Raw genomic sequence first — 19790 nt, 5'->3', positions numbered from 1 at the left:
GACATAGAACCCCTCTTGGGGTAGTACCCACCCCCTCCCGTACGACCGGCGGCGTAGCCGAGACGGCGACGGACGTCCGACGCCCGCCCGCCCCGGCGGCAAGATCCTGGGTGCTTAAGGGCGCCGGTAAGGCGATGGGAATCCGACCGTAAGCGCCCGCGAGCACAGTGATCTCGGATCACAGGAGCACAGAAGGGGCCGACGGAGATGAGCCAGCCGCACACCATTCAGGACGAGATCCGCCTGCCCGGCTTCACCGGGCGGACGCACCTGCCGGGCGAGACGGACTACGACGAGGCACGCCGCTCGCACAACCCGGCCGTGGACTCCCGCCCGGCGCTGATCGCCGAGGCGTACGGGGTCGGCGACCTGCGGGCCGCGCTGCTGACGGCGCGCTCCACCGGGCGTCCGTTCGCGGTGCAGGCCACGGGGCACGGCACGCACGCCGCGTGCGACGGCGGCATCCTGGTCAGGACCGGCTCGATGGCGTCGGTGCTGGTGGACCCGGCCCGCCGGATCGCCCGCGTGGGGCCGGGGGCGCGCTGGAGCCAGGTGCTCGCCGCCGCCGCGCGGTTCGGCCTGGCACCGCTGTCGGGCTCGGCGCCGTCGGTCGGCGTCACCGGCTACACGCTCGGCGGCGGGCTCGGGTGGCTGGCCCGCCGGCACGGGTTCGCGGCCGACAGCGTGGTGCGCGCCGAGGTGCTGCTGGCCGACGGCCGGCACGTGACCGCGAGCCCCACCGAGCATCCCGAGCTGTTCTGGGCGCTGCGGGGCGGCGGCCCCGGCTTCGGCGTGGTGACCGCGCTGGAGTTCCGGCTCCACCCGGTGCACGAGGTGTACGCGGGGTTCGTGTCCTTCCCGATCGAGGCGGCGGCGCGGACGCTGGAGGCGTACCGGACGTGGATCGACGGCGCCCCCGACGACCTCAGCACCGCACTCATGCTCAGGCGGATGCCGGACGACGAGCAGACGCCGGCGGCGCTGCGCGGCCGGCGCGTCGCGCAACTGAAGGTGCTGCACGCCGGGACGGCCGCGCAGGCCCGCCGGCAACTCGCGCCGCTGCTGCGCGCGGCGGGCCCGGCACTGCTGGACGAGACCGGCACCACCACGTACGGGGCCGCGTCCATGGGCGGCACGCCGAACCGGCACATGGACATGTTCGACACCGTCCCCGACGAGGTGATCGGCGCGCTGCTGCGGGCCTCCGAGCAGGCGCGGACGATCGAGATCCGGCACTGGGGCGGCGCCATGAGCCGTCCCGGGACGGACGCCGGGCCGGTCAGCCACCGCTCCACCAGGCTGACCGTGATCCTGGACACCGTGGTGCCGGGCCTGGCGGAGGAACTGCGCCCGCACGCGAACGGCGGCACGTTCCTGAACTTCCTGGCCGACCCGTCGCGGACGGCGGCGGCCTGGACGGGAGCCGACCTCGGGCGGCTGCGCGCGGTCCGGCGCGCCTACGACCCGGACGGGTTCTTCCGCGTCGGCCATGTCGTCCCGGCGTGAGCCCGGGGAACGGGCGGGCGCGCCCGTTCCCCAGGCCGTGCGGATCAGCCGGCGACGCCGCTCAGCTCGTTCGGCGGCTGCGGCAGCGACGTGCTCCCGGTGACCTTCCCGGAGGCGAGGTCCACCGCGTGCAGCCGCCTGCCGTCCGGGTCGCTCACGTACCCGACCTGGCCGCGGACGAAGAGGTTCGGCCGGGGCCGCTGCCAGTCCAGGGGCTCCTTCCACGCGCCGAGCACCTCGACGGTCCTGACGACCTTGCCCGCCACCGGGTCGATGACGTGCACGGCCCCGTCGGTGCCGAGGACGAGCGCCTCACCCCGCGGCCCGCGCGCCAGCGACCGGAAGGTGTAGCTGGTGCCGAGGTCCACCAGCTTGAGCGTGCCCTTCGCGGTGTCGATGAGGGAGACCTGGGTGGGACGTTCCAGTTCGGCGTCCGGGTCCTTCTTGTAGTCGCCGAGCACGACCGGGGACAGGTCCGAGCCGGCCTGGTTGCCGATCCGGCCGTACTCGTCCGGGCTGTCGATCTTGCTGATCTCGCCGTCCTTGTAGAGGATGACGCCGTCCTCGCAGCCGAGTACGACGGCCTCGCCCTGAGCGGCGGCCTCCCCGTGCACGCCGGGGCACTGCTCGCTGCGGGTGATCTCCTTGCGCTCCTTGTCCAGGACGGCGATGCCGGTGCGCTTCTCCTCGGTGCCGAGGGTGATGACGAGTTCGCCGTCCGCCAGCTCGATCGCGACGCCGTGGTGGGCGGTGGCGGCCCGGTACACCTCGCCCTCGGGCAGGCCGGCGGCCAACTCGCGGGGGTCGAAGAGGGTGACCTCGCCGGTCCCGTCGGCGAACAGCACCGTCCGGCCGGCGTGCCGGACCACGTGGCCCGGTTTGACGCCCTTGAACTCGTCGTCCTTCAGCGTGGCGGAGGCGGCGTCGAGGACGCGGAAGCCGGTCGAGGTGGACACGAGGACGTGCCGGTCGTCCCCGGCCGGGTTGACGCGGTTGTACCCCGCGAGGGGGATGTCCTCGACCAGCTTGAGGCTCCGGCCGTCGACGACGTACAGGCCGCCGTCGTAGGTGAGCACGAGGGGATCGGTCACCGCCGGCCGGGAGGCGGTCGCGGCGGGCTGGGCGGCGGCGTTCGTCGCGGGCTCCGGCGCGGTCCCGCAGGCGGTGAGCAGGAGTGCTCCGGCGAGCAGCGCCGCCGGGGCGGCGGCCTGGATGGTGGGCCGGGTCATGGAGGTGGTGCACCTTTCTCTCTGAGGGGACGTCAGCGGCCGTTGAGGCCGTCGACCATGGCTTTCGTGTTGCTGCGGACCATTTCGAGGTACGTGGCGGCCCCCGGCGACCGGCGGCTCAGCGACTCCGAGAACAGGGGGACGACCTTGACGTCCACGCCGGCCTCGGAGGCGAGCACCCGGGCGAGCCGGTCGGGCTGCGCGGAGTCGGCGAAGATCGCCTTGACGCCGGTCCTGCGGATCGCGTCGCTGAGCGACTTCAGGTCCGAGGCGCTGGGCGAGGCCAGCGTGGTGCCGCTGGGGATCACCGCGCCGACGACCTCGAAGCCGTACCGCCGGGCGAAGTAGCCGAAGACGTGGTGGTTGGTCACCAGGCGCCGGGCCTCGGGCGGGACGGTGGCGACCTGCCCGCCGACCCAGGCGTCCAGCCGCTCGACCTCCCGGCGGTAGGCGGCGGCCGAGGCGCGGACGGCGGCGGCGTCCACGCCGTCCACGTGCGCGACGACCTGCTCGGCGATGAGGTCCACGGCCGTGGCCACGCGCCGCGGGTCGGTCCAGAAGTGCGGGTCGGGCCGCCCGGCCGTCTCGTCGGCGGTGAACGTGATCGGGTCGGTCCGCTCCGCCACCGCCAGCACGGGCACCCCGGCCCGCCGGGCGGCCTCCACGTTGCGCAGCACGCCCTCCTCCAGGCCGAGCCCGTTGCCGACGATCAGCCCGGCGCTCTCGATCAGCGCGGCCTCCTGGGCGGAGACGCCGAACGAGTGCGGGTCGGAGTCCGGCTTCATCAGCACGCTCACCTCGGCCTGGTCGCCGACGACGGCCCGCGTGACGTCCCCGAGGATGTCGGTGGTGACGACCACCCTGGGCGGCGAGCCGCCGGTCCCGGCGCAGCCGGCCGCCGTCACGAGCGCGAGGGCGGCCAGGAGCCGCAGCAGCGCGCTCATCGCCCGGTCTCCGTCATGTAGGCGGGCGCGAGGCCGGGCCTGAGGGTGCGGGCGCGGCGCAGGCCGTCGTTGTAGTCGATCTCGTGGACGGCCCGGCCCGCCGGGTCGTTGACGTAGGCGCGGGCGGTGTCCACCTCGATGCTCACCGCGCCCGCGGCCGGGCCGTCGAGGAGTTTCGTCCCGGCCGTCTGCCTGCCGGTGGCCGGGTCGTGCGCGCGCAGCACGCCGTCGCCGGTCAGCGACAGCACGGGGGTGTCGTCGCCGGTGGCGTTCACCGCGACGACGGGGCCGGTCCGCACCAGCCGCCAGGTCCTGGCCGTCACGTCGAGCACCCAGAGGCCCTGCTGCCCGGCGCGGGCGGCGAGCGTCGAACTGCCGGGGCGGTGCCGGAAGGCGCGGGCGCGCTCGCCGGCCGCCGTCCCGCGCGGGTAGCGGATCTTCACGCTGTCGAACGTCCCGTCCTTCTCGGTGACCAGCAGGGCCCCGTCGGCGCAGCCGAAGACCACGCCGCGCCGGGTGAGCGCGGTGCCCTCCGGGTCCGCGCAGGCTCCGACGGCGGCGCCGGGCTCGCCCGTCCTGGGCCTGACCTGGACGGCGCCGGAGTGCGCGACCAGCAGCCGCTGCCCGTGGGGCACGACGGCGTCGGCCGTCAGCCGGCCCGTCCCGGCCAGTTCGCCCCGGTCCATGCGGGCGCGGTCGTACAGCGTGACCGTGCCGTCCCCGGACCGGACGGCGGTGAGCGCCGTGTCGCCGGTCACCGTGTAGGGCGGGCGTCCGGCGATGGTGCCGAGGTCGCGGGTGACGGCCCGGTAGTAGTGCGCGTGGTCGCCGTGGTCGACGGTCCAGCCGCCGCCGTCGATCACGCGCAGCCCGCCGTCGGCCGTGGTGAGGAAGGCGTAGCGGCCGTCCCCGGTGATCGCGCGTGCACCGGGGCGCGCCGCCGGGGCGATCTCGGTGCTCCGCTCCGTGAGCAGGTCGAGCACGTGCGCCGGGCCGCCGCGGCCGTCGTGCAGGACGAGGCGGAGCTGCGGTTCCGCCGCCTCCTGCGCGCCCTCGACGTACCCGTGCGGGATCTGTTCCCGCGGGCCGGGGCCGGCGGCGCAGCCCGCGAGCAGGGTGGCGCCGGCGAGGATCGCGATCGTCCTGGTCACAGCGGCTGCCCCGCCGTCCGTACGGGCCGGCGGCGCAGCAGGTCGCCCAGTGCCGACAGGAAGAACAGGCCCACGGCCACGGCGGCGATCGTGGCGCCGGCGGCTGTGCCGGCGTGCCAGGACACGACCAGCCCGGTCACGGTCGAGACGACGCCGAGCAGTGCCGCCCCGAGCATGATGGCCGGGATGCGGCGGGCCCACAGCGCGGCGGCGGCGGGCGGCCCGATCAGCAGGCCGAACACGAGCAGCGTTCCGACGATGTGGAACGACGCCACGATCGCCACCGTGACCAGCCCGAGCAGCACGACGTGCGCCGGTCGGGGGCGCAGGCCGAGCGTGTGGGCCTTGCGCGGGTCGAAGGCGAGCGCGACGAACGTCCGGTGGCCGAGCACCGCCACCGCGGCCGTGAGGACGAGCGCCGCGCCCAGCCCGGCCAGGTCGTCCCCGGTGACCGCCAGCACGTCGCCGAACAGGAACGCGGTCAGGTCCACCGCGAAGGACCGGGAGTGGGAGACGACGATCACGCCCAGCGACAACATGCCCGCGAAGAGCAGGCCGATGCCGGTGTCCTGGGACAGGCGCGCGTGCCGGCCGAGCGCGCTCACCCCGGCCGCCATGCCGCCCGCGCTGAGCAGCGCGCCGATCAGCACGTTCACTCCGGTCATCGAGGCGAGCGCGACTCCGAGCAGCATCCCGTGGGACATCGCGTCGCCCAGGAAGGCCATGCCGCGCAGCACCACCCACGTCCCGGCGAGCGCGCAGAGCAGCGACACGAGGATGCCCGCCCAGAGCGCCTGCCGGACGAATGACACCTGAAAGGGATCAACCAACCAGTCCATGAGCCAAGACTCTATAATGAAAACCATTGTCATTCTCAACTGGAGGTCTCATGGAGGGCAGTGACGGGGTCGTGCTCAGGGACGTCACGGCGGGCTACGGGCGCACCACGGTGCTGCGCGGGCTGTCGGCCCGGTTGCCCCGCGCGGGCGTCACCGCCGTCGTCGGCCCGAACGGCTCAGGGAAGTCCACCCTGCTCGGAGTGCTGGCCGGCACGATCCGGCCGGCGCGCGGCACCGTCGAGCGCCCCGGCCCCGAGCGGCCCGGTCTCGTGGTGCAGCGCGACGCGGTCTCCGACACGCTGCCGATCACCGTGCGCGAGACGGTGGCGATGGGCCGGTGGGCGGCGCGCGGCCCGTGGCGGCGGCTGACGGCGCACGACTGGTCGATCGTGGCGTCGTGCATGGCCGCGCTGGAGGTGTCGTCGCTGGCCGCGCGCCGGTTGAGCACCCTGTCAGGCGGGCAGCGGCAGCGGGTGCTCCTCGCTCAGGGGCTGGCGCAGCAGCCGTCCCTGCTCCTGCTGGACGAGCCCACGACGGGCCTGGACGCGGACGCGCGGCGGCACATCGCCGCGGTGCTCGACCGGGAGCGGGCCCGTGGGGTCACGATCGTCCACGTCACGCACGATCCGGACGAGGCCGGGCGCGCCGACCACTGCCTGCTCCTCCACGAGGGCCGCCTGGTCGCGCAGGGCCCGCCCGCCTCCGTGCTGCGGCCTGCCGCGGCGGCGGAACTCCGAGCGCCCGGGTGACGACGCCCACCGGGAGACGACCGGCTCCGCGCACGGCCACAAGCCGCGGGAACCGGCCAAAGGGTGTGACACGGCTGTCGTGACGGCAGCCGTGTCACCTCAGGACCTCACCCCGGCCGGCGGCCGGAGCCCGGCGCGATTACGGCCGGGGGGTACGGTGCGGGACGTGTTCGGCGGTTCCGACCGTGTTGCGCTGCTTGCGCATGCCGGCCAGGCCCAGCAGTCCGAGCAGACCCAGCAGGCCCCACAGCCCGGCCTTACCGCCGCCGTCGTCCCTGTGCATGTTCTCGTTCGGTGCGGGTGTCACCTGGCTCTGGGCGACGGGCGCGACCGGTGTGTCGGCCGTCGCGGCAGCGGCCGGGACTAGCGTCAAGAAGAACGCCAGGCCCAGCCCGGTGAGCATCTTGCGCATCTTGGGTTCCCCCGATCCAGCGGTCTCAATAACCGCGGAGACCGCCTGTCACGCCTTCTTTCCGTGGGAAGGCTTCCTATAGCGGGGCGATCTCCATATCCCCTGCTAAATAGCCCCTACCATCGTCGTGGCCACATCAAACGCCCGCGCCCAGCTCAGGGGGCGTGGCAGAGCGGCACATCCGCGCGTACACGGGCCTCCACGATTTCCGCCAATTCCGCCCGCGCCCACCGTCCGCGCGCCGCGGGCGGGGGTGGTTCGGGGGCCAGCAGCGTCACCTCCACGGCCAGATCCCGGGTGGCGGTGACCCGCAGGAGCGAGGCCAGCAGCGAGTCGTCGCCCACGAAACAGGCCCTGGTGGAGGCCGCGCCCCCTTCCCGGTAGCGCAGGACGACCGGCCTGACCGGGGCTCCCGCGTCGATCGCCGCCTGGAAGACGGCCGGACGGAAGCCGCCCATCGCCCGTCCGCACCACGTGGTGCCCTCTGGGAAGGCCACCACCGTGTCGCCCGCCCGCAGCGCGCCGGCCACGTCCGCCACCGCCGACGGCAGCGTCAGGAGCCGTTCCCGGTCGATGAACAGCGCCCCCGCGCCCGCCACCAGGATCCGGACGACCGGCCAGCCGGCCACCTCCCGCTTGGCCAGCGGACGCGACGGCACCGTGGCGGCGATGACCAGCGGGTCCAGCCAGGACGTGTGGTTGGCCACGAGCAGTTCGCCGGCCGGGGCCGTCCCGTGGACGTCCAGGCCGATGCCGAGCACCCGCAGCATCAGCCGGGCCCACGACCGGGTGAGCCGGGCCCGGTCGTGGTCCGTCCGGCAGAGGCGGGCCGCGATGGCGACGGGCACGCCCGCCAGCACGACCGCCAGGGCCCCGAGCAGCCGGGCGGCGCGCCGGGCCCGTCCCACTGCGGCGAGCGGGTCCCGCACGCAGGCGGCCGGCGTGCAGGTCCCCAGCGGACGCCAGGGGTTGACCTGCGGCAGTGCCGTGCTCACAGCGGCTCTCCGAGGAAGTAACGCAGGTAGCGGGTGTTGACCTGGGCCATCGACAGCAGCATGAAGAAGTCGGCGGTGCCGAAGTCCCGGTCGTGGGCGGGCTCCCCGCACACCCACGAGCCCAGCCGCAGGTAACCGCGCAGCAGCGGCGGCGCGGCGAACCGGCCGGGCGGCGGCGCCGCGTCCGAGCGCCACGGGTCGCGCGGCCACACGCGGTGCTCCCGCGGGCCGAGCGGCACCCGGTCCACCACGGCGGCGGCCAGCGCGCCCCCGTCGCCGAGCGGCACCGAGCAGCAGCCCGCCAGCCACCGGTGGCCGCCCGACACCATGTACCTGGCGATCCCGGCCCACATCAGCGCGACCACCGTGCCGCCCCGGTGGTCGGGGTGCACGCACGTCCGGCCGGCCTCCACCAGGCCCTTCCTGATCGGCGCGAGGCCGCTGAGGTCGAACTCGCCGTCGGAGTAGAGCCGCTCGGCCCGCCCCGGCGGCAGCAGCCGGTACGTGCCCACCACCTGCGCGCCGTCGCGGACGAGCAGGTGGTCGCAGTAGGCGTCGAACCGGTCGGCGTCGAGACCGGAGACCGGGCTGTCGAGCCGCGCCCCCATCTCCTCGGCGAAGACCGCGTACCGCAGTCGCTGGGCCGCCCGCAGGTCGGCGGCGCCGGTGGCCATGCCGACCGTGTACCTGCCGGTGTCAAGAGAGATCGTCATGGACGTGCGTCCTTCCCTGAAGGGTCCTCGCGACTATGTCGACACGCCGAAATGACGGGCACGTCTCGCGCCGGGGGCAGCCAGGCGACCGAGAGAAAAATCGTTTCCCCGCGCGCCCCGGGCCTCACTACACTCGCCATCCGACGCCCAAGACGTGACGAGGGAAGGGAGCCGGCCGTGCGCCACGCCAGCGGCACCGCCGTGGTCTCCCTGTCGCGTTTCGAGGTGATCCTGGTGTCTTCGTCGCTCCGGTGACGGCTGCGCGGCCGTCACCGGCCGCTGCCTGACGAAGACCGTTCGCGGGCCGCTCGATCGCGCCGTCCTGTCCGAAATGAGTCCCGAAAGGGGCATGGGCTGTGCGTGCTCACGTTTTCGATCCCCTGCCAACCATCCGCAACCTCGGCATCCTCGCCCACGTGGACGCCGGCAAGACCACCGTCACCGAGCGGATGCTCTACCTGACCGGCGCCACCTACAAGCGCGGCGAGGTGCACGACGGCACGACCGTCACCGACTTCGACCCCCAGGAACGCGACCGCGGCATCACGATCTTCGCCGCCGCGGTGAGCTGCGAGTGGGACGGCCACCGCATCAACCTGATCGACACCCCCGGCCACGTCGACTTCTCCGACGAGGTCGAGCGGGCACTGCGGGTGCTCGACGGCGCGATCGCGGTGTTCGACGGCGTGGCCGGGGTGGAGCCGCAGAGCGAGTCGGTGTGGCGGCGGGCCGACCGGCACGGCGTCCCGCGCATCGCGTTCGTCAACAAGCTGGACCGGGCGGGGGCCGACCTCGACGCGGCGGTGGAGTCGATCCGCCGCAGGCTGCACCCCGCGCCGCTGGTCACGCAGTTGCCGATCGGACGCGAGGACGGCTTCGCCGGCGTGGTCGATCTGCTCGCCATGCGGGCCCTGCGGTGGACCGGCGGCGCGTACGAGGCCGGCCCGGTGCCGGCGAACCTCCTGGAGGAGGCGCTGCGGCGGCGCAGGCTGCTGGAGGAGGCGGTGGCCGAGCTGCATCCGGGCGCGCTGGAGGAGTTCTGCGCCGAGCCGTCGATCTCCGAGGCGACGCTGATCGCCGCGCTGCGCGAGCTGACCGCCTCCGGTGCGGGCGTGGTCGTGCTGTGCGGCTCGGCCTACCGGGATCGCGGGATCGAACCGCTGCTGGACGCCGTCGTCCGGTATCTGCCCTCGCCGCTGGACGTGCCCGCCGTGCGCGGGCAGGACGGCGCGCGGCGGGCGGCCGATCCGCTCGCACCGCTGGCGGCGCTGGTGTTCAAGGTGAGCGCGACCGCGACCGGGCGGCTGACGTACCTGCGGATCTACTCGGGCACGATGCGGAAGGGGGACACGGTGCTGAACGCGGGCACGGGCCGGACCGAGCGGATCGGCCGGATCCTGCGGGTGCAGGCCGACCGGCACGCCGAGACGGACATGGCGACGGCCGGCGACATCGTCGCCGTCGTCGGGCCGAAGGCGGTCCGCACCGGGGCGACGCTGTGCGCCGCCGACGCGCCGCTGCTGCTGGAGCCGCCTCAGGCGACCGAGCCGGTCGTGTCGGTGGCCGTCGAGGCGCGCGGGAGCCTCGACGGCGACCGGCTGGCGGCGGCGCTGGCCCGGCTGGCGGAGGAGGACCCCTCGCTGGCCGTCCGCACCGACGCCGAGACCGGGCAGATCGTGCTGTCCGGGATGGGCGAACTGCACCTGGAGGTGGCGGCGGAGAAGCTCCGGCGCGACCACCGGCTGACGGTCGCCGTCGGCCGCCCGCAGGTGGCGCTGCGGGAGACGGTCGCGCGCGGCGTGTCGGGGCTGCTGTACCGGCACGTCAAGCAGGACGGCGGGGCCGGGCAGTTCGCGCACGTGACGATCGACGTCGAGCCGGCGGACGACGGTTTCGCGTTCGCCTCGACGGTGACCGGCGGGCGGGTGCCGCGCGAGTACGTGCGGGCGGTCGAGGCCGGCTGCCGGGACGCGCTGTCCGCCGGCCCGCTCGGCGGTCATCCGGTGACCGGACTGCGGGTGACGCTGACCGACGGCGCCACCCACGTGAAGGACTCCTCCGAGGCGGCCTTCCGGATGGCCGGGTGGCTGGCGCTGCGCGAGGCGCTGCGCGGGTGCGCGATGGTGCTGCTGGAACCGGTGGTGGAGGTGACGGTGACCGTGCCGGACGACATGGCCGGCGGCGTGCTGGGCGACCTGTCGGCGCGGCGCGGGCGCATCTCGGACTCACGGGCGCTGCCCGGCGCGGTGGTGATCACCGCGGTGGTGCCGCTGGCCGAGGTGTTCGGGTACGCCACCCGGCTGCGCGGCCGGACGCAGGGGCGGGGCACGTTCACCACGCGCCCCGCCGGTTACGCTCCCGCGTGATCCTCCGGGTCAGGCGGTGGTGAAGGAGATCCACACGTCCGGGGGGACGTCGGGCCGGTGCGGCACGGACCGGCGTTCCTCCGTCCACGCCGCACCGGCGACCTCCGTGGCCACCCGCCGCCAGAACGCGACGGCCGCCGTGTTCGAGTCCTGGAAGGCGATCTCCCAGGGGCCGGGGTGGCGGGCGATCACCTCGCGCACGGCGGTCAGCCCGAGGCCCGAGCGGCGGGCGCCGCGGACCACGAAAAAGCTGTTCAGCACGCGGGCCGGGCCGGACAGCGCGCGCACGAACGCGAACCCGACGGGTGACTCGCCGCTGGTGAACAGGTAGGGCGCCCAGCCGTCGTCCTCGAACGCGGCGCGCAGGCGGTCGCTGTGGTAGGTGGCGCCGGGGCTGGGCAGGCCGCCCTGGAAGTCCGCCATGTCGTGGCGGAACATCAGCCACAGGCGCTCGATGGTGGGACGGTCGGCGGCCGTCGCGGGGCGGACGTCCGCGTGTGATGTCACATGAGATGTGGTCATAGAAACAGCTTCCGGCCGGGATCAAACCCGACCGGAAGGTAAAATCTAGCACCATCCTGGCCCGGTCCGGCCCGGTGGGCGGCACCGGGCCGGGGAAGCGGCCGGAGGTGGTTACGGTTCTCGGTAGTCGGCGGCGACTCCGATCAGGGCGATCAGGCCCGCGGCGAACTCCATCGCCTCCGCGTGCCCCTCCTCGAACGGCGGCTGGAAGCCCACGCCCTCCCACCTGCGGGTCGCCGGGTTCCACAGGTCGGCGCCGACCTCGAAGTCCCAGCCGTAGACGCCGTGGTCGTACCAGAGCTGGTCGGCGGAGTTCCCGGCCGCCGAGTAGAGCACGTCCGTCACGGGGCCGGTCTGCTGCGGCCAGATGACGGTGCCCCGCTCGGCGGTGATGGCCTGCTCGATCGTACGGGCCGAGCTGAGGAAGTACGCCTCCTCCCGAGGCGTGGGCCTGGGCAGGGTGACGCGGCCGTCCTGCCGGTAGGCGCCGGGAGGCCACATGAAGTAGCCGCCGTAGCTGTGCACGTTCATGGCGAACCGGATGTTGCGGTAGCGCTGCGCCAGCCACATCACGTTGCGGCTCTCGGGCTCGGACAGCTCGCCGGGCCCGGCGTAGGTGCCGCTCTGGCAGTTGGCGGAGGCGCCGAAGTAGCCGTCGGACAGCGAGCCGACGGCGTAGTTGCGGTTGACGTCCACGCCCCAGGCGTTGCGCAGGGCCGGGTCGGACTGCTGGGCCGGGCAGTGGTTGGTCATGTTCTTCCGCTGGGAGGCGAAGTCGTAGAAGCTGTAGTTCGCGCCGTCGGGGTTGACGGTCGGCACGATGAAGATGTCGGTGCGCTCCAGCAGCCGGCGGGTGGCCTTGTCGGTGGCGTGGTTGCGCAGCAGCCGCTCGGCCGCCTCGATCGTGACCAGCGGCGTCACCCATTCCCGGGCGTGCTCCTGCGCGTAGGCGAGCACGCCGGTGCGCGAGCCGTCGCGGCGCGCGCCGATGCGCAGGGCGAGCACCTGCGCGGGCGCGCGGGAGACGTCGGCCGGGGCGTTGAGGAAGTCGTCGAGCCGGACGGGCGGCGCGGCGGCCATGACGCCCGCCCCGGGATCGCTCCGGTACAGGGCGGCCCGGACAGGACCGCCGGATACGGCGTTGACCGCCGCGACGACCTGGGCGGCGGTGCTGACCGGCGCGCCGGAACCGTCGGTGGCCAGGCTGACCGTGACGAGCTTGCCGTCCACGCCGACCCGGAGCGGCCGGTCGGGCGCGCCGGGGGCGGCCAGCTCGACGGACACGTCCTCGCCGCCCTCGGAGCCGTAGGCGGCCGAGGTGACGACGACGGCCGCGCCGGGCGGCGTGCCGATCAGTGCCTGGGCGTGCCTGCGGTAGCCGTTCGTCCGGTACGGCAGCGTGATCAGGTCGGTGAGGGCGGGGTAGCGCCGGTGCAGCGCCTTGATGCGCTCGTTGAGCTGGCCGGGCGGCATGTACTGGGTGATGAAGTCCTTCTGGTAGCCGGGGCCGGCGCGGTCGGGCCGGCGGCCGTCGGGCCACTCCCCCACGCGGGCCTCGGCCGTGCCGCCGCCCGTCGAGGCGACGGTGATCCGCTGCGGCTGGTCGTCCGCCGGGACGGGGGTGCTGAACTGGTGTCCCAGGTACGTGCCCGCGTCCACGTACGCGACCATCTGCGCCTGGCCGGTCGTGCCGTGCCGGCCCCGCCAGGTGACGGTGAGGGTGGCGGCCTGGGCGGCGCTGCTGCTCGCCTCGACGGACAGGAAGTACCCGTCGCGTGAGCGGTACCAGACCGCCCGTTCGACGACGATCCGGTCCTGCTCCGCCGCGCTCGCCCGCGGCGCGGCCGGCGCGGCCGGGGCCGGGGCGCCGCGCGGGGCCACGGTCACGCCGTCGGGCAGGGCGGCGAGCCCGGTGGGGGTGAGGACCGCGTCGACCTGGACGCTGCCGTCCGCCTGCGGGCGGACGCGTTCGGTGAGGTCGGCCCCGGAGGCGACGAGGCTCTCCATGGCGGCCCGGTCCCGCACCGACAGCGTGACCAGGGAGACCGGTTCGGGGTCGGCCGGCCCGGCCACCGCCGGCACCGATGGCGCGGGTCCGAGTAACGAGGTGAGGACGATCATCGAAACGACAGCGGACGCCCGTAAGCCGCGCATGTGTCCCTCCAGGAAGATCCCGTATGGGGCACATTCAAAGCCGCCTGCCCGAAACCGGCAAGACCCAGGAACTCGCCGGCTTCCCGGACGGAACGCTCACCCGGTGCGCGATCAGGACGCGGTCACGTGCGGCACCGCCTCGTACGCCGCCCAGTCCGCGCTGATCGCGCCGGCCGTCTGCAGCAGCCGCGGCAGGTGCTCCTCGGTGAGCTTGCCGACGGAGGTCTCGGCGGCGTGCGCGTTGACGTTCACCGCCGCGATGACGTTGCCGAGCCCGTCGCGCAACGGCGCGGCCACCGATCTGATGCCCGGCGCGAGCTGCTCGTCGGTCACCGCCCAGCCCTTGGCCCGCACCGCGCGCAGCGCCGCCTCGCGCTCCTTGGCGTCCGGCCGCCAGCGGGGTTCGATGCCCGAGCGGCTCGGCTCGGCCAGCACCCGCTCCACCTCGGCGGGCGGCAGCGCGGCCAGCAGCACCTTGCCCAGGGACGTCTGCAGCGCCGGGAACCGGGTGCCGATCTGCACCGACAGCGTGACGATCTTCGGCACGGCGACCCTGGCCACGTACACGATGTCGGAGCCGTCGAGCTGGGCGATCGACGACGACTCGCGCGTCTGCGTGACCAGCCGTTCCAGGTGCGGGCGGGCCACCTCCCACAGGCCCATCGAGCGCACGTACGTCACCCCCAGCTCCAGCACCCTGGGCGTGAGCGCGAACCCGCCCCGCTCCTGCCTGGCGTAACCGAGTTCCTGGAGGGTGAGCAGGATGCGGCGGGCCGTGGGGCGGGCCAGGCCGGCGGCCGTGGCCACCTCGGTCAGCGACATGACCGGGCGGCCCGGCTGGAAGGCCCTGATCACGTCGAGGCCGCGGGCCAGCGCCTCGATGAAGTCAGGTCCGGTCTCACCACGTGCCATGGACGCCCTCGCTTGCCTCGGATTGGCTTGGTCCGACTTTACGGGTTGCCGCGACCGCCGATCTCCTGGTGACGGGCCCGGTCAGCGGCGGTGGGTGGAGTCGCTGCGGTAGTCGGTGTACGTGTACGGATTGTCGAGGATCTTCGTAGCGGGGATGTCCGGGTTCATGCCCTTCTCCCAGGCTTCCTCTCCCATGGCCGCCCTGAGGTACTCGACGGTGCGCCCGGCCTCGGCGCGGGCGGCGGCCAGGTCCACGCCGACCAGCCGGTGGGCGTGCTTGACCACCCGGCCGTTCACCAGCACGGTGTGCACGTCGCCGCGCTGCGCCTGGAAGGCGATCTGGCCGTACGGGTGGAGCAGCGGGAACGACACGGGCGAGGCGTCGTTCTTGACGAGCACGAGATCGGCCTTGCGGCCCGGGGCGACGGCGCCCAGGTCGTCGCGGCCGATGGCGGCGGCGCCGCCCCGGGTGGCCCAGTCCACGACCTGCTCGGCGCGTAACGCGCAGTGCGTGACCGTCTCGCCCCTGGCGTGCGCCTCCAGGTGCTCGCGGGAGCGGTCGGCGCCGAGGGTGGCGCGCATGGCGGAGAACAGGTCACCGCTCCACCAGACGCTGGTGTCCATCGACAGCGACACCGGGATCCCGTGCGCGCGGATGGCCCACGTGGGCGGGTAGCCCTGCCCGGCGCTCTGCTCGCTCTCCGTGGAGACCGAGATCGAGCCGCCGGTGGCCGCGATGCGCTGGTAGGAGTCGGCCGACAGCGACGCGGCGTGCACGTAGACGGTGCCGGGCGTCATGAAGCCGTGCTCGTGCATCAGCCGGATCCCGTCGTCGCCGGTGGCGCCCCACACCCCGGCGTGCGTGGTGACGGTGACGCCGAGGTCGCGGGCCACCTCGAAGGCGGCCCGCTCGGGGAAGGACGGGTCGCCGAGCACATCGAAGGCGAGCTGGAAGCCGAGCCGGTCGTCGCCGGTGATCCTCCTGCGGACGAAGTCGCGGAACCCGGGGGCCGTCGCCCACTCGGCGGGCGGGCGCTGGAGGTCGCCGTAGGCGAGCACGTACCGGCCGGGCACCGCGAGCAGCGCGTCGGCGGCGGCGTCGGCGTGGTCGGGGGTGCGCAGGCCGTGCGACCAGTCGACGACGGTCGTGACGCCCGCGTCGAGGGCCTCGACGGCGGCGAGGGTGTTGCCCGCGTGCACGTCCTCGGGCCGGAACAGCTTGCCGTGTTCGAGGTAGAACCAGACGAAGTACTGGGTGAGGGTCCAGTCGGCGCCGTAGCCGCGCAGCGCGGTCTGCCACATGTGCCGGTGCGTGTCGATCATGCCGGGCATGACGATGCCGCCGGAGGCGTCGATCTCGGCGGTGCCTCCTGGGACCTCCAGGCCGGGGCCGACGGCGGCGATCCGGTCGCCGACGACCAGCACGTCCGCGCCGGGCAGCACGCGGCGGCCCGTGGCGGGCCCGTCCATGGTCAGCACGGTGCCGCCGCGCAGCACCAGGGGGCGTCCGTCCTCGAAGTCGTTCATGGCACGCTCCTCGCTAGCGAACAAACGTCCGCCGTACGGTCACCGTCACTGTGATGAGCCGGGAATGTCCTGTCAAGACGGTTGACGGGCACGCGGCCGGGTGCTGGGATCACGAGAGCGGACATACGTCCGTTGAGCGGACACGAGAGGAGGCCGGATGGCCGACGGGCCTTTGGCCGGGGTGCTGGTGGCCGACTTCTCCAGGGTCCTGGCCGGACCGTACGCGACGATGCTGCTGGCCGATCTCGGCGCCGACGTCGTCAAGGTGGAAGGCCCGCGAGGTGACGACACACGGTCGTGGACGCCGCCCGCGCGGGGCGAGACGTCCACGTACTACCTCGGGGTCAACCGGGGCAAACGGTCGATCGCCCTCGACCTGCGGGACGAGCGGGACGCACGGCTGGCCAGGGAGCTGGCCCGGCGCGCCGACGTGCTGGTGGAGAACTTCCGGCCGGGCGGCCTGGACCGGTACGGGCTCGGCTACGCGGCCGTCAGCGCCGCCAACCCGGGCCTGGTGTACGCCTCGATCAGCGGGTTCGGGTCGGGGGCCGGGGCGCGGGTGCCGGGCTACGACCTGATGGTGCAGGCCATGTCGGGGCTGATGAGCCTGACCGGGGAGCCCGGCGGGCCGCCGTACCGGGCCGGGATCTCGGTGTTCGACGTGATGGCGGGCAACCATGCGGTGATCGGCGTGCTGGCCGCCCTGCGGCACCGCGACGCGACCGGGCGGGGCCAGCACGTCGAGGTGAACCTCATGTCGTCGGCGCTGACCGGCCTGGTGAACCAGAGTTCCGCCTACGTGGCGGGGGGCGTGGTGCCGTTCCGGATGGGCAACGCGCACCCGAGCGTGTTCCCGTACGAGCCGCTGCCCACCGCCGATCACGACCTGATCGTGGCGGCGGCCAACGACGGGCAGTTCAGGAAGTTGTGCGAGGTGCTCGGCATCCCCGAGGTGGCCGACGACCCGCGCTTCGCCCGTAACGCCGACCGGACGCAGCGGCGCGACGAACTGCGGCCGCTGCTCGTCGCGCGGCTGGTCACCCGGCCGGCGGAGGAGTGGTTCGCGCTGCTGGTGGCGGCGGGGGTGCCGAGCGGGCCGATCAACACGATCGACGGCGGTTTCGCGGCGGCCGAGCGGTTCGGGCTGGAGCCGGTCGTGGTGGTGGGCGAGGGCGAGCGGGCGGTGCCGACGACCCGGCACCCGATCCGCTTCTCCGAGACCCCGGCCGGGTACGCCCTGCCGCCCCCCGAACTGGACGAGCACGGCGCCGAACTACGCGCCTGGCTGGAGGACTCCCATGAGTGAGCACCGGCCGACGAGCGGGCCCGCCCGAGCAACCGCGGCCGGACAGCCCGAGCAGGTGGGCGGCGAGCGGCCCGCGCAGGTAGACGGGGGCAGGAGGCCCGAGCAGGCGCACGAGGGCGAGCAGCCCGAGCGAGCGGGCGGAGGCGAGCGGCCCGCGCAGACGGGCGGGGGCGGGTATCCGACGGCGCTCGGGGCGTCCACGCGTGAGTCGATCACCCTGCTCGGGCACGACCTGGCCGCCGACGTGATGGGCGAGGTCGGCTTCGGTGAGCTGGCGTTCTGGCTGGCCACGCAGCGCCGGCCCGCGCCGGGCGAGGTGCGGGTGTTCGAGGCGGTGCTGGCCGCGCTGGCCGATCACGGGTTCACGCCGACCGCGATCGTGACCCGGCTGACGTACCTGTCGGCGCCGGACTCCGTCCAGGGGGCGCTGGCGGCGGGGCTGCTCGGCGGCGGCTCGCGTTTCCTCGGCGTCACCGAGGACTGCGGCCGGTTCCTCGATGAGGTGGTCGCGCGGCACGACCCGCTGCCGTGCGACGACTCCGGCTGGGACGCGCTCGCCCTGGAGACGGTACGGGCCCGGCGCGCGTCCGGCCGGCTCGTCCCGGGGCTCGGCCACCACGTGCACAAGGACGGCGACCCGCGCACGGAGCGACTGTTCGAGATCGCGGCCGAGGAGGGGCTGTTCGGGCCGCACCTGTCGCTGTTCGCCGCCGTCGGACGGGTGCACCCGCGTGTGCTCGGCCGGACGCTGCCGCTCAACGGGGCCGGCGCGTGCGGGGCCGCGCTGGCCGACCTGGGGCTGCCGCTGGAGCTGCTGCGCGGCTTCGCGCTGCTGGCCAGGACCGCCGGGCTGATCGGGCAGCTCGCCGAGGAGCTGCGCCGCCCGGTGGCCGGCGAGATCTTCCTGTCCGTGGACCTGAACAACCGGTCCGTCCCGCCCGAGCCGTTCCCCGATGGAGGTCTGCATGGCTGAGCTCGTCGCGGTCGTCGCGTCCACCCACCATCCCTTCTACTATCGCGCCAGCACCGCGACCGGCGAGGAGCGCCCGCCGTTCGCCGACGAGTGGGTGCGCAAGGTGGAGGCGTTCCGGCAGACGCTCACCAGGGCCAGGCCGGACGTGCTGGTCATGGTCGGCTCCGACCACTTCCACCAGCTCTGGCTGGACAACATGCCGCAGTTCCTGGTCGGCAAGGCGCCCTGCTACGACGGGAACTTCTTCAACGAGGAACGCGAGTTCGGGCTCCCCCGGCTGGTGTGCGCGGGGCAGGAGGACCTGTCGGCGCACCTCCTGCGCGAGGGCCTGGACGCCGGGTTCGACCTGGCCTTCTCCAACGAGCTGCGGATCGACCACTCGATCACCTGCCCGATCATCACGCTGCGCCCGCAGAACGACCTGCCGATCGTGCCCGTCTACACCAACATCTTCGCCCCTCCGCTGCCGCGGCCGAAGCGGTTCGTGCAGCTCGGCAGGGCCATCAGGGAGATGGTGGAGTCGTGGCCGGCCAGGCGGCGGGTCGCGGTCATCGGCACCGGGCACCTGTCGCTCGAACTCGGCGGGCCGCGCCAGTTCGGACCGCACGGCCCCGACCCCGAGTTCGACCGCAAGGCCGTGGAGTGGATCTCCTCGGGGGACGTCGAGGGCTGCCTGGCCGAGGTCACCCTCGACAGCCTGCACCTGCCGGGGAACGCCACCCACGGGTTCATGGACTTCATGCTCATGATGGGGGTGGCGGGCGACGGCCGTAAGGCCGACTACGTGGACACCTATGACCTGTTCCACACCATGGAGGCGTACTTCACCTGGTACCCGGACGGAGGCGGCCGGTCGTGAGCAAGTACCTGCTGAACAAGTTCCTGTTCACCGTCGATCGTGACCCCGAGCTGGTCGAGCGCTACCGCGCCGAGCCCCGGGCGACCGTGGAGTGGTGGGAGTCGGCCCGCGCGAACCGCATCCTCGGCTGTCACGCGGACGAGTCGTCCACCTGGCTGTGCTTCGAGGACGCCGAGCGGGAGGCGCTGGCCGCGCACGACTACCCGCGGCTGTTCGAGCTGGGCGCGCATCCGTTCCTGACGTTGACGCTGTTCATCGCGATGTTCGAGCGGGATCATCCGCCGCTCGGCTTCCAGACCGAGTACGCGCGGCGGCTGGCGCACGTGCGGCTGCCGTACCCGGACATCGCCACCTGATGGACGGGCGCACCGGCCCCGGCGCGGACCGGACGACGCTGGCCGCGCGGATCGAGACCTGCGGGGAGCCGCCCGTCGTGTCCGGCCGCCCGCCGCCCGTGCCGGGCCCGGGATGGGAGCGGGTGGGCGTCCTGGCCGCCCCGATCACCCCGCTGGACCTGCTGTGCGCGAGCGGGACGTCGTACTTCGGCCCGCCCGCGCTCCCGTACGTGCCCGGCGTGCAGGGGGTGGGCTCGGCGGGCGGGCGGCTCGTCTGGTTCCCGACCTCGGCCGGGAT

General features: G+C 74.0%; 18 protein-coding genes and 1 pseudogene. 8 read left to right on the top strand and 11 right to left on the bottom strand.

Translation table 11 applies throughout. The features are described 5' to 3' along the window. Nucleotides 1-207 precede the first annotated feature (207 nt). The gene (locus FAF44_RS17580; RefSeq protein WP_237104257.1) at nucleotides 208-1506 is read left to right on the top strand and encodes an FAD-binding oxidoreductase; all 1299 of its coding nucleotides are present in this window, start codon (nucleotides 208-210) and stop codon (nucleotides 1504-1506) included. 44 nt (nucleotides 1507-1550) lie between these two features. Here the strand turns inward: FAF44_RS17580 and aztD are convergent, their stop codons facing one another. The 4 genes from aztD to aztB are packed head-to-tail and all read right to left on the bottom strand — an operon-like array spanning nucleotide 1551 to nucleotide 5669. Continuing rightward, the gene (gene aztD / locus FAF44_RS17575) at nucleotides 1551-2735 is read right to left on the bottom strand and encodes a zinc metallochaperone AztD (protein WP_237104256.1); all 1185 of its coding nucleotides are present in this window, start codon (nucleotides 2733-2735) and stop codon (nucleotides 1551-1553) included. A 32-nt stretch (nucleotides 2736-2767) separates the two neighbouring features. Further along, nucleotides 2768-3679 (bottom strand): zinc ABC transporter substrate-binding protein AztC, encoded by a 912-nt coding sequence (gene aztC / locus FAF44_RS17570; RefSeq protein ID WP_237104255.1) that lies wholly within the window; start codon nucleotides 3677-3679, stop codon nucleotides 2768-2770. Next, nucleotides 3676-4830, bottom strand: coding sequence for an ABC transporter (locus FAF44_RS17565; protein ID WP_237104254.1), 1155 nt, complete (start codon nucleotides 4828-4830; stop codon nucleotides 3676-3678). Before FAF44_RS17565 ends, aztC begins: the two co-directional genes overlap by 4 nt. Continuing rightward, nucleotides 4827-5669 carry a zinc ABC transporter permease AztB gene (aztB, locus tag FAF44_RS17560; protein WP_237104253.1) on the bottom strand — a complete coding sequence of 281 codons (843 nt, stop codon included), beginning with the start codon at nucleotides 5667-5669 and terminating at the stop codon, nucleotides 4827-4829. The genes FAF44_RS17565 and aztB overlap by 4 nt, the downstream gene beginning before the upstream one ends. A gap of 50 nt (nucleotides 5670-5719) precedes the next feature. On the opposite strand from aztB, the gene aztA reads away from it, so the two are divergent. Further along, a complete protein-coding gene (gene aztA, locus FAF44_RS17555) occupies nucleotides 5720-6418 on the top strand; it encodes a zinc ABC transporter ATP-binding protein AztA (RefSeq protein WP_237104252.1) in 699 nt (232 codons plus the stop codon). Between the two features lie 139 nt (nucleotides 6419-6557). Here aztA and FAF44_RS17550 read toward each other — a convergent pair whose 3' ends face one another. From FAF44_RS17550 to FAF44_RS17540, 3 genes are all read right to left on the bottom strand, one after another. Next, complete coding sequence (locus tag FAF44_RS17550; RefSeq protein ID WP_237104251.1) at nucleotides 6558-6830, bottom strand: WGxxGxxG family protein; 273 nt, start codon at nucleotides 6828-6830, stop codon at nucleotides 6558-6560. A 155-nt stretch (nucleotides 6831-6985) separates the two neighbouring features. Beyond that, nucleotides 6986-7825 carry a 1-acyl-sn-glycerol-3-phosphate acyltransferase gene (locus FAF44_RS17545; protein WP_237104250.1) on the bottom strand — a complete coding sequence of 280 codons (840 nt, stop codon included), beginning with the start codon at nucleotides 7823-7825 and terminating at the stop codon, nucleotides 6986-6988. Beyond that, nucleotides 7822-8538, bottom strand: a complete 717-nt coding sequence (locus FAF44_RS17540) for a GNAT family N-acetyltransferase (RefSeq protein WP_237104249.1) — start codon at nucleotides 8536-8538, stop codon at nucleotides 7822-7824. Before FAF44_RS17540 ends, FAF44_RS17545 begins: the two co-directional genes overlap by 4 nt. A 356-nt stretch (nucleotides 8539-8894) precedes the next feature. On the opposite strand from FAF44_RS17540, the gene fusA reads away from it, so the two are divergent. Continuing rightward, nucleotides 8895-10904, top strand: a complete 2010-nt coding sequence (fusA, locus tag FAF44_RS17535; RefSeq protein ID WP_237104248.1) for an elongation factor G — start codon at nucleotides 8895-8897, stop codon at nucleotides 10902-10904. 9 nt (nucleotides 10905-10913) lie between these two features. Here the strand turns inward: fusA and FAF44_RS17530 are convergent, their stop codons facing one another. The 4 genes from FAF44_RS17530 to FAF44_RS17515 all read right to left on the bottom strand — a co-directional run bounded on the left by FAF44_RS17530 (nucleotide 10914) and on the right by FAF44_RS17515 (nucleotide 16019). Continuing rightward, nucleotides 10914-11426, bottom strand: a complete 513-nt coding sequence (locus tag FAF44_RS17530; protein ID WP_237104247.1) for a GNAT family N-acetyltransferase — start codon at nucleotides 11424-11426, stop codon at nucleotides 10914-10916. Between the two features lie 111 nt (nucleotides 11427-11537). Then, nucleotides 11538-13547 (bottom strand): M14 family zinc carboxypeptidase, encoded by a 2010-nt coding sequence (locus FAF44_RS17525; RefSeq protein WP_237104246.1) that lies wholly within the window; start codon nucleotides 13545-13547, stop codon nucleotides 11538-11540. 144 nt (nucleotides 13548-13691) lie between these two features. Further along, nucleotides 13692-14492 (bottom strand): IclR family transcriptional regulator C-terminal domain-containing protein, encoded by an 801-nt coding sequence (locus FAF44_RS17520; protein ID WP_237104245.1) that lies wholly within the window; start codon nucleotides 14490-14492, stop codon nucleotides 13692-13694. An 81-nt stretch (nucleotides 14493-14573) separates the two neighbouring features. After that, nucleotides 14574-16019 (bottom strand): amidohydrolase family protein, encoded by a 1446-nt coding sequence (locus FAF44_RS17515; RefSeq protein WP_237104244.1) that lies wholly within the window; start codon nucleotides 16017-16019, stop codon nucleotides 14574-14576. 157 nt (nucleotides 16020-16176) lie between these two features. On the opposite strand from FAF44_RS17515, the gene FAF44_RS17510 reads away from it, so the two are divergent. The 5 genes and pseudogenes from FAF44_RS17510 to FAF44_RS17490 form a co-directional block, all read left to right on the top strand. Next, nucleotides 16177-17325, top strand: coding sequence for a CaiB/BaiF CoA-transferase family protein (locus tag FAF44_RS17510; RefSeq protein WP_237104243.1), 1149 nt, complete (start codon nucleotides 16177-16179; stop codon nucleotides 17323-17325). Beyond that, nucleotides 17318-18298, top strand: a complete 981-nt coding sequence (locus FAF44_RS17505; protein ID WP_237104242.1) for a citryl-CoA lyase — start codon at nucleotides 17318-17320, stop codon at nucleotides 18296-18298. The genes FAF44_RS17510 and FAF44_RS17505 overlap by 8 nt, the downstream gene beginning before the upstream one ends. Beyond that, nucleotides 18291-19157 (top strand): extradiol ring-cleavage dioxygenase, encoded by an 867-nt coding sequence (locus tag FAF44_RS17500; protein WP_237104241.1) that lies wholly within the window; start codon nucleotides 18291-18293, stop codon nucleotides 19155-19157. The genes FAF44_RS17505 and FAF44_RS17500 overlap by 8 nt, the downstream gene beginning before the upstream one ends. Beyond that, nucleotides 19154-19513 (top strand): hypothetical protein, encoded by a 360-nt coding sequence (locus FAF44_RS17495; protein WP_237104240.1) that lies wholly within the window; start codon nucleotides 19154-19156, stop codon nucleotides 19511-19513. The genes FAF44_RS17500 and FAF44_RS17495 overlap by 4 nt, the downstream gene beginning before the upstream one ends. Beyond that, nucleotides 19513-19790, top strand: a pseudogene (locus tag FAF44_RS17490) (hypothetical protein); the annotation flags it as partial. The gene FAF44_RS17495 and the pseudogene FAF44_RS17490, both read left to right, overlap by 1 nt.

The organism is Nonomuraea sp. MG754425, assembly GCF_021699195.1.
Classification (GTDB): domain Bacteria; phylum Actinomycetota; class Actinomycetes; order Streptosporangiales; family Streptosporangiaceae; genus Nonomuraea.
Note: the sequence above shows the minus strand (reverse complement) of the source record. Positions and strands in the feature narration are given on the sequence as shown.

What these genes read in the sequence shown, in the direction of transcription:
- FAF44_RS17580 (WP_237104257.1), top strand. Translation starts at nt 208, where the DNA reads ATGAGCCAGCCGCACACCATTCAGGACGAGATCCGCCTGCCCGGCTTC.
- aztD (WP_237104256.1), bottom strand. Translation starts at nt 2,735, where the DNA reads ATGACCCGGCCCACCATCCAGGCCGCCGCCCCGGCGGCGCTGCTCGCC.
- aztC (WP_237104255.1), bottom strand. Translation starts at nt 3,679, where the DNA reads ATGAGCGCGCTGCTGCGGCTCCTGGCCGCCCTCGCGCTCGTGACGGCG.
- aztB (WP_237104253.1), bottom strand. Translation starts at nt 5,669, where the DNA reads ATGGACTGGTTGGTTGATCCCTTTCAGGTGTCATTCGTCCGGCAGGCG.
- aztA (WP_237104252.1), top strand. Translation starts at nt 5,720, where the DNA reads ATGGAGGGCAGTGACGGGGTCGTGCTCAGGGACGTCACGGCGGGCTAC.
- FAF44_RS17550 (WP_237104251.1), bottom strand. Translation starts at nt 6,830, where the DNA reads ATGCGCAAGATGCTCACCGGGCTGGGCCTGGCGTTCTTCTTGACGCTA.
- FAF44_RS17540 (WP_237104249.1), bottom strand. Translation starts at nt 8,538, where the DNA reads ATGACGATCTCTCTTGACACCGGCAGGTACACGGTCGGCATGGCCACC.
- FAF44_RS17530 (WP_237104247.1), bottom strand. Translation starts at nt 11,426, where the DNA reads ATGACCACATCTCATGTGACATCACACGCGGACGTCCGCCCCGCGACG.
- FAF44_RS17525 (WP_237104246.1), bottom strand. Translation starts at nt 13,547, where the DNA reads ATGATCGTCCTCACCTCGTTACTCGGACCCGCGCCATCGGTGCCGGCG.
- FAF44_RS17520 (WP_237104245.1), bottom strand. Translation starts at nt 14,492, where the DNA reads ATGGCACGTGGTGAGACCGGACCTGACTTCATCGAGGCGCTGGCCCGC.
- FAF44_RS17515 (WP_237104244.1), bottom strand. Translation starts at nt 16,019, where the DNA reads ATGAACGACTTCGAGGACGGACGCCCCCTGGTGCTGCGCGGCGGCACC.
- FAF44_RS17510 (WP_237104243.1), top strand. Translation starts at nt 16,177, where the DNA reads ATGGCCGACGGGCCTTTGGCCGGGGTGCTGGTGGCCGACTTCTCCAGG.
- FAF44_RS17505 (WP_237104242.1), top strand. Translation starts at nt 17,318, where the DNA reads ATGAGTGAGCACCGGCCGACGAGCGGGCCCGCCCGAGCAACCGCGGCC.
- FAF44_RS17500 (WP_237104241.1), top strand. Translation starts at nt 18,291, where the DNA reads ATGGCTGAGCTCGTCGCGGTCGTCGCGTCCACCCACCATCCCTTCTAC.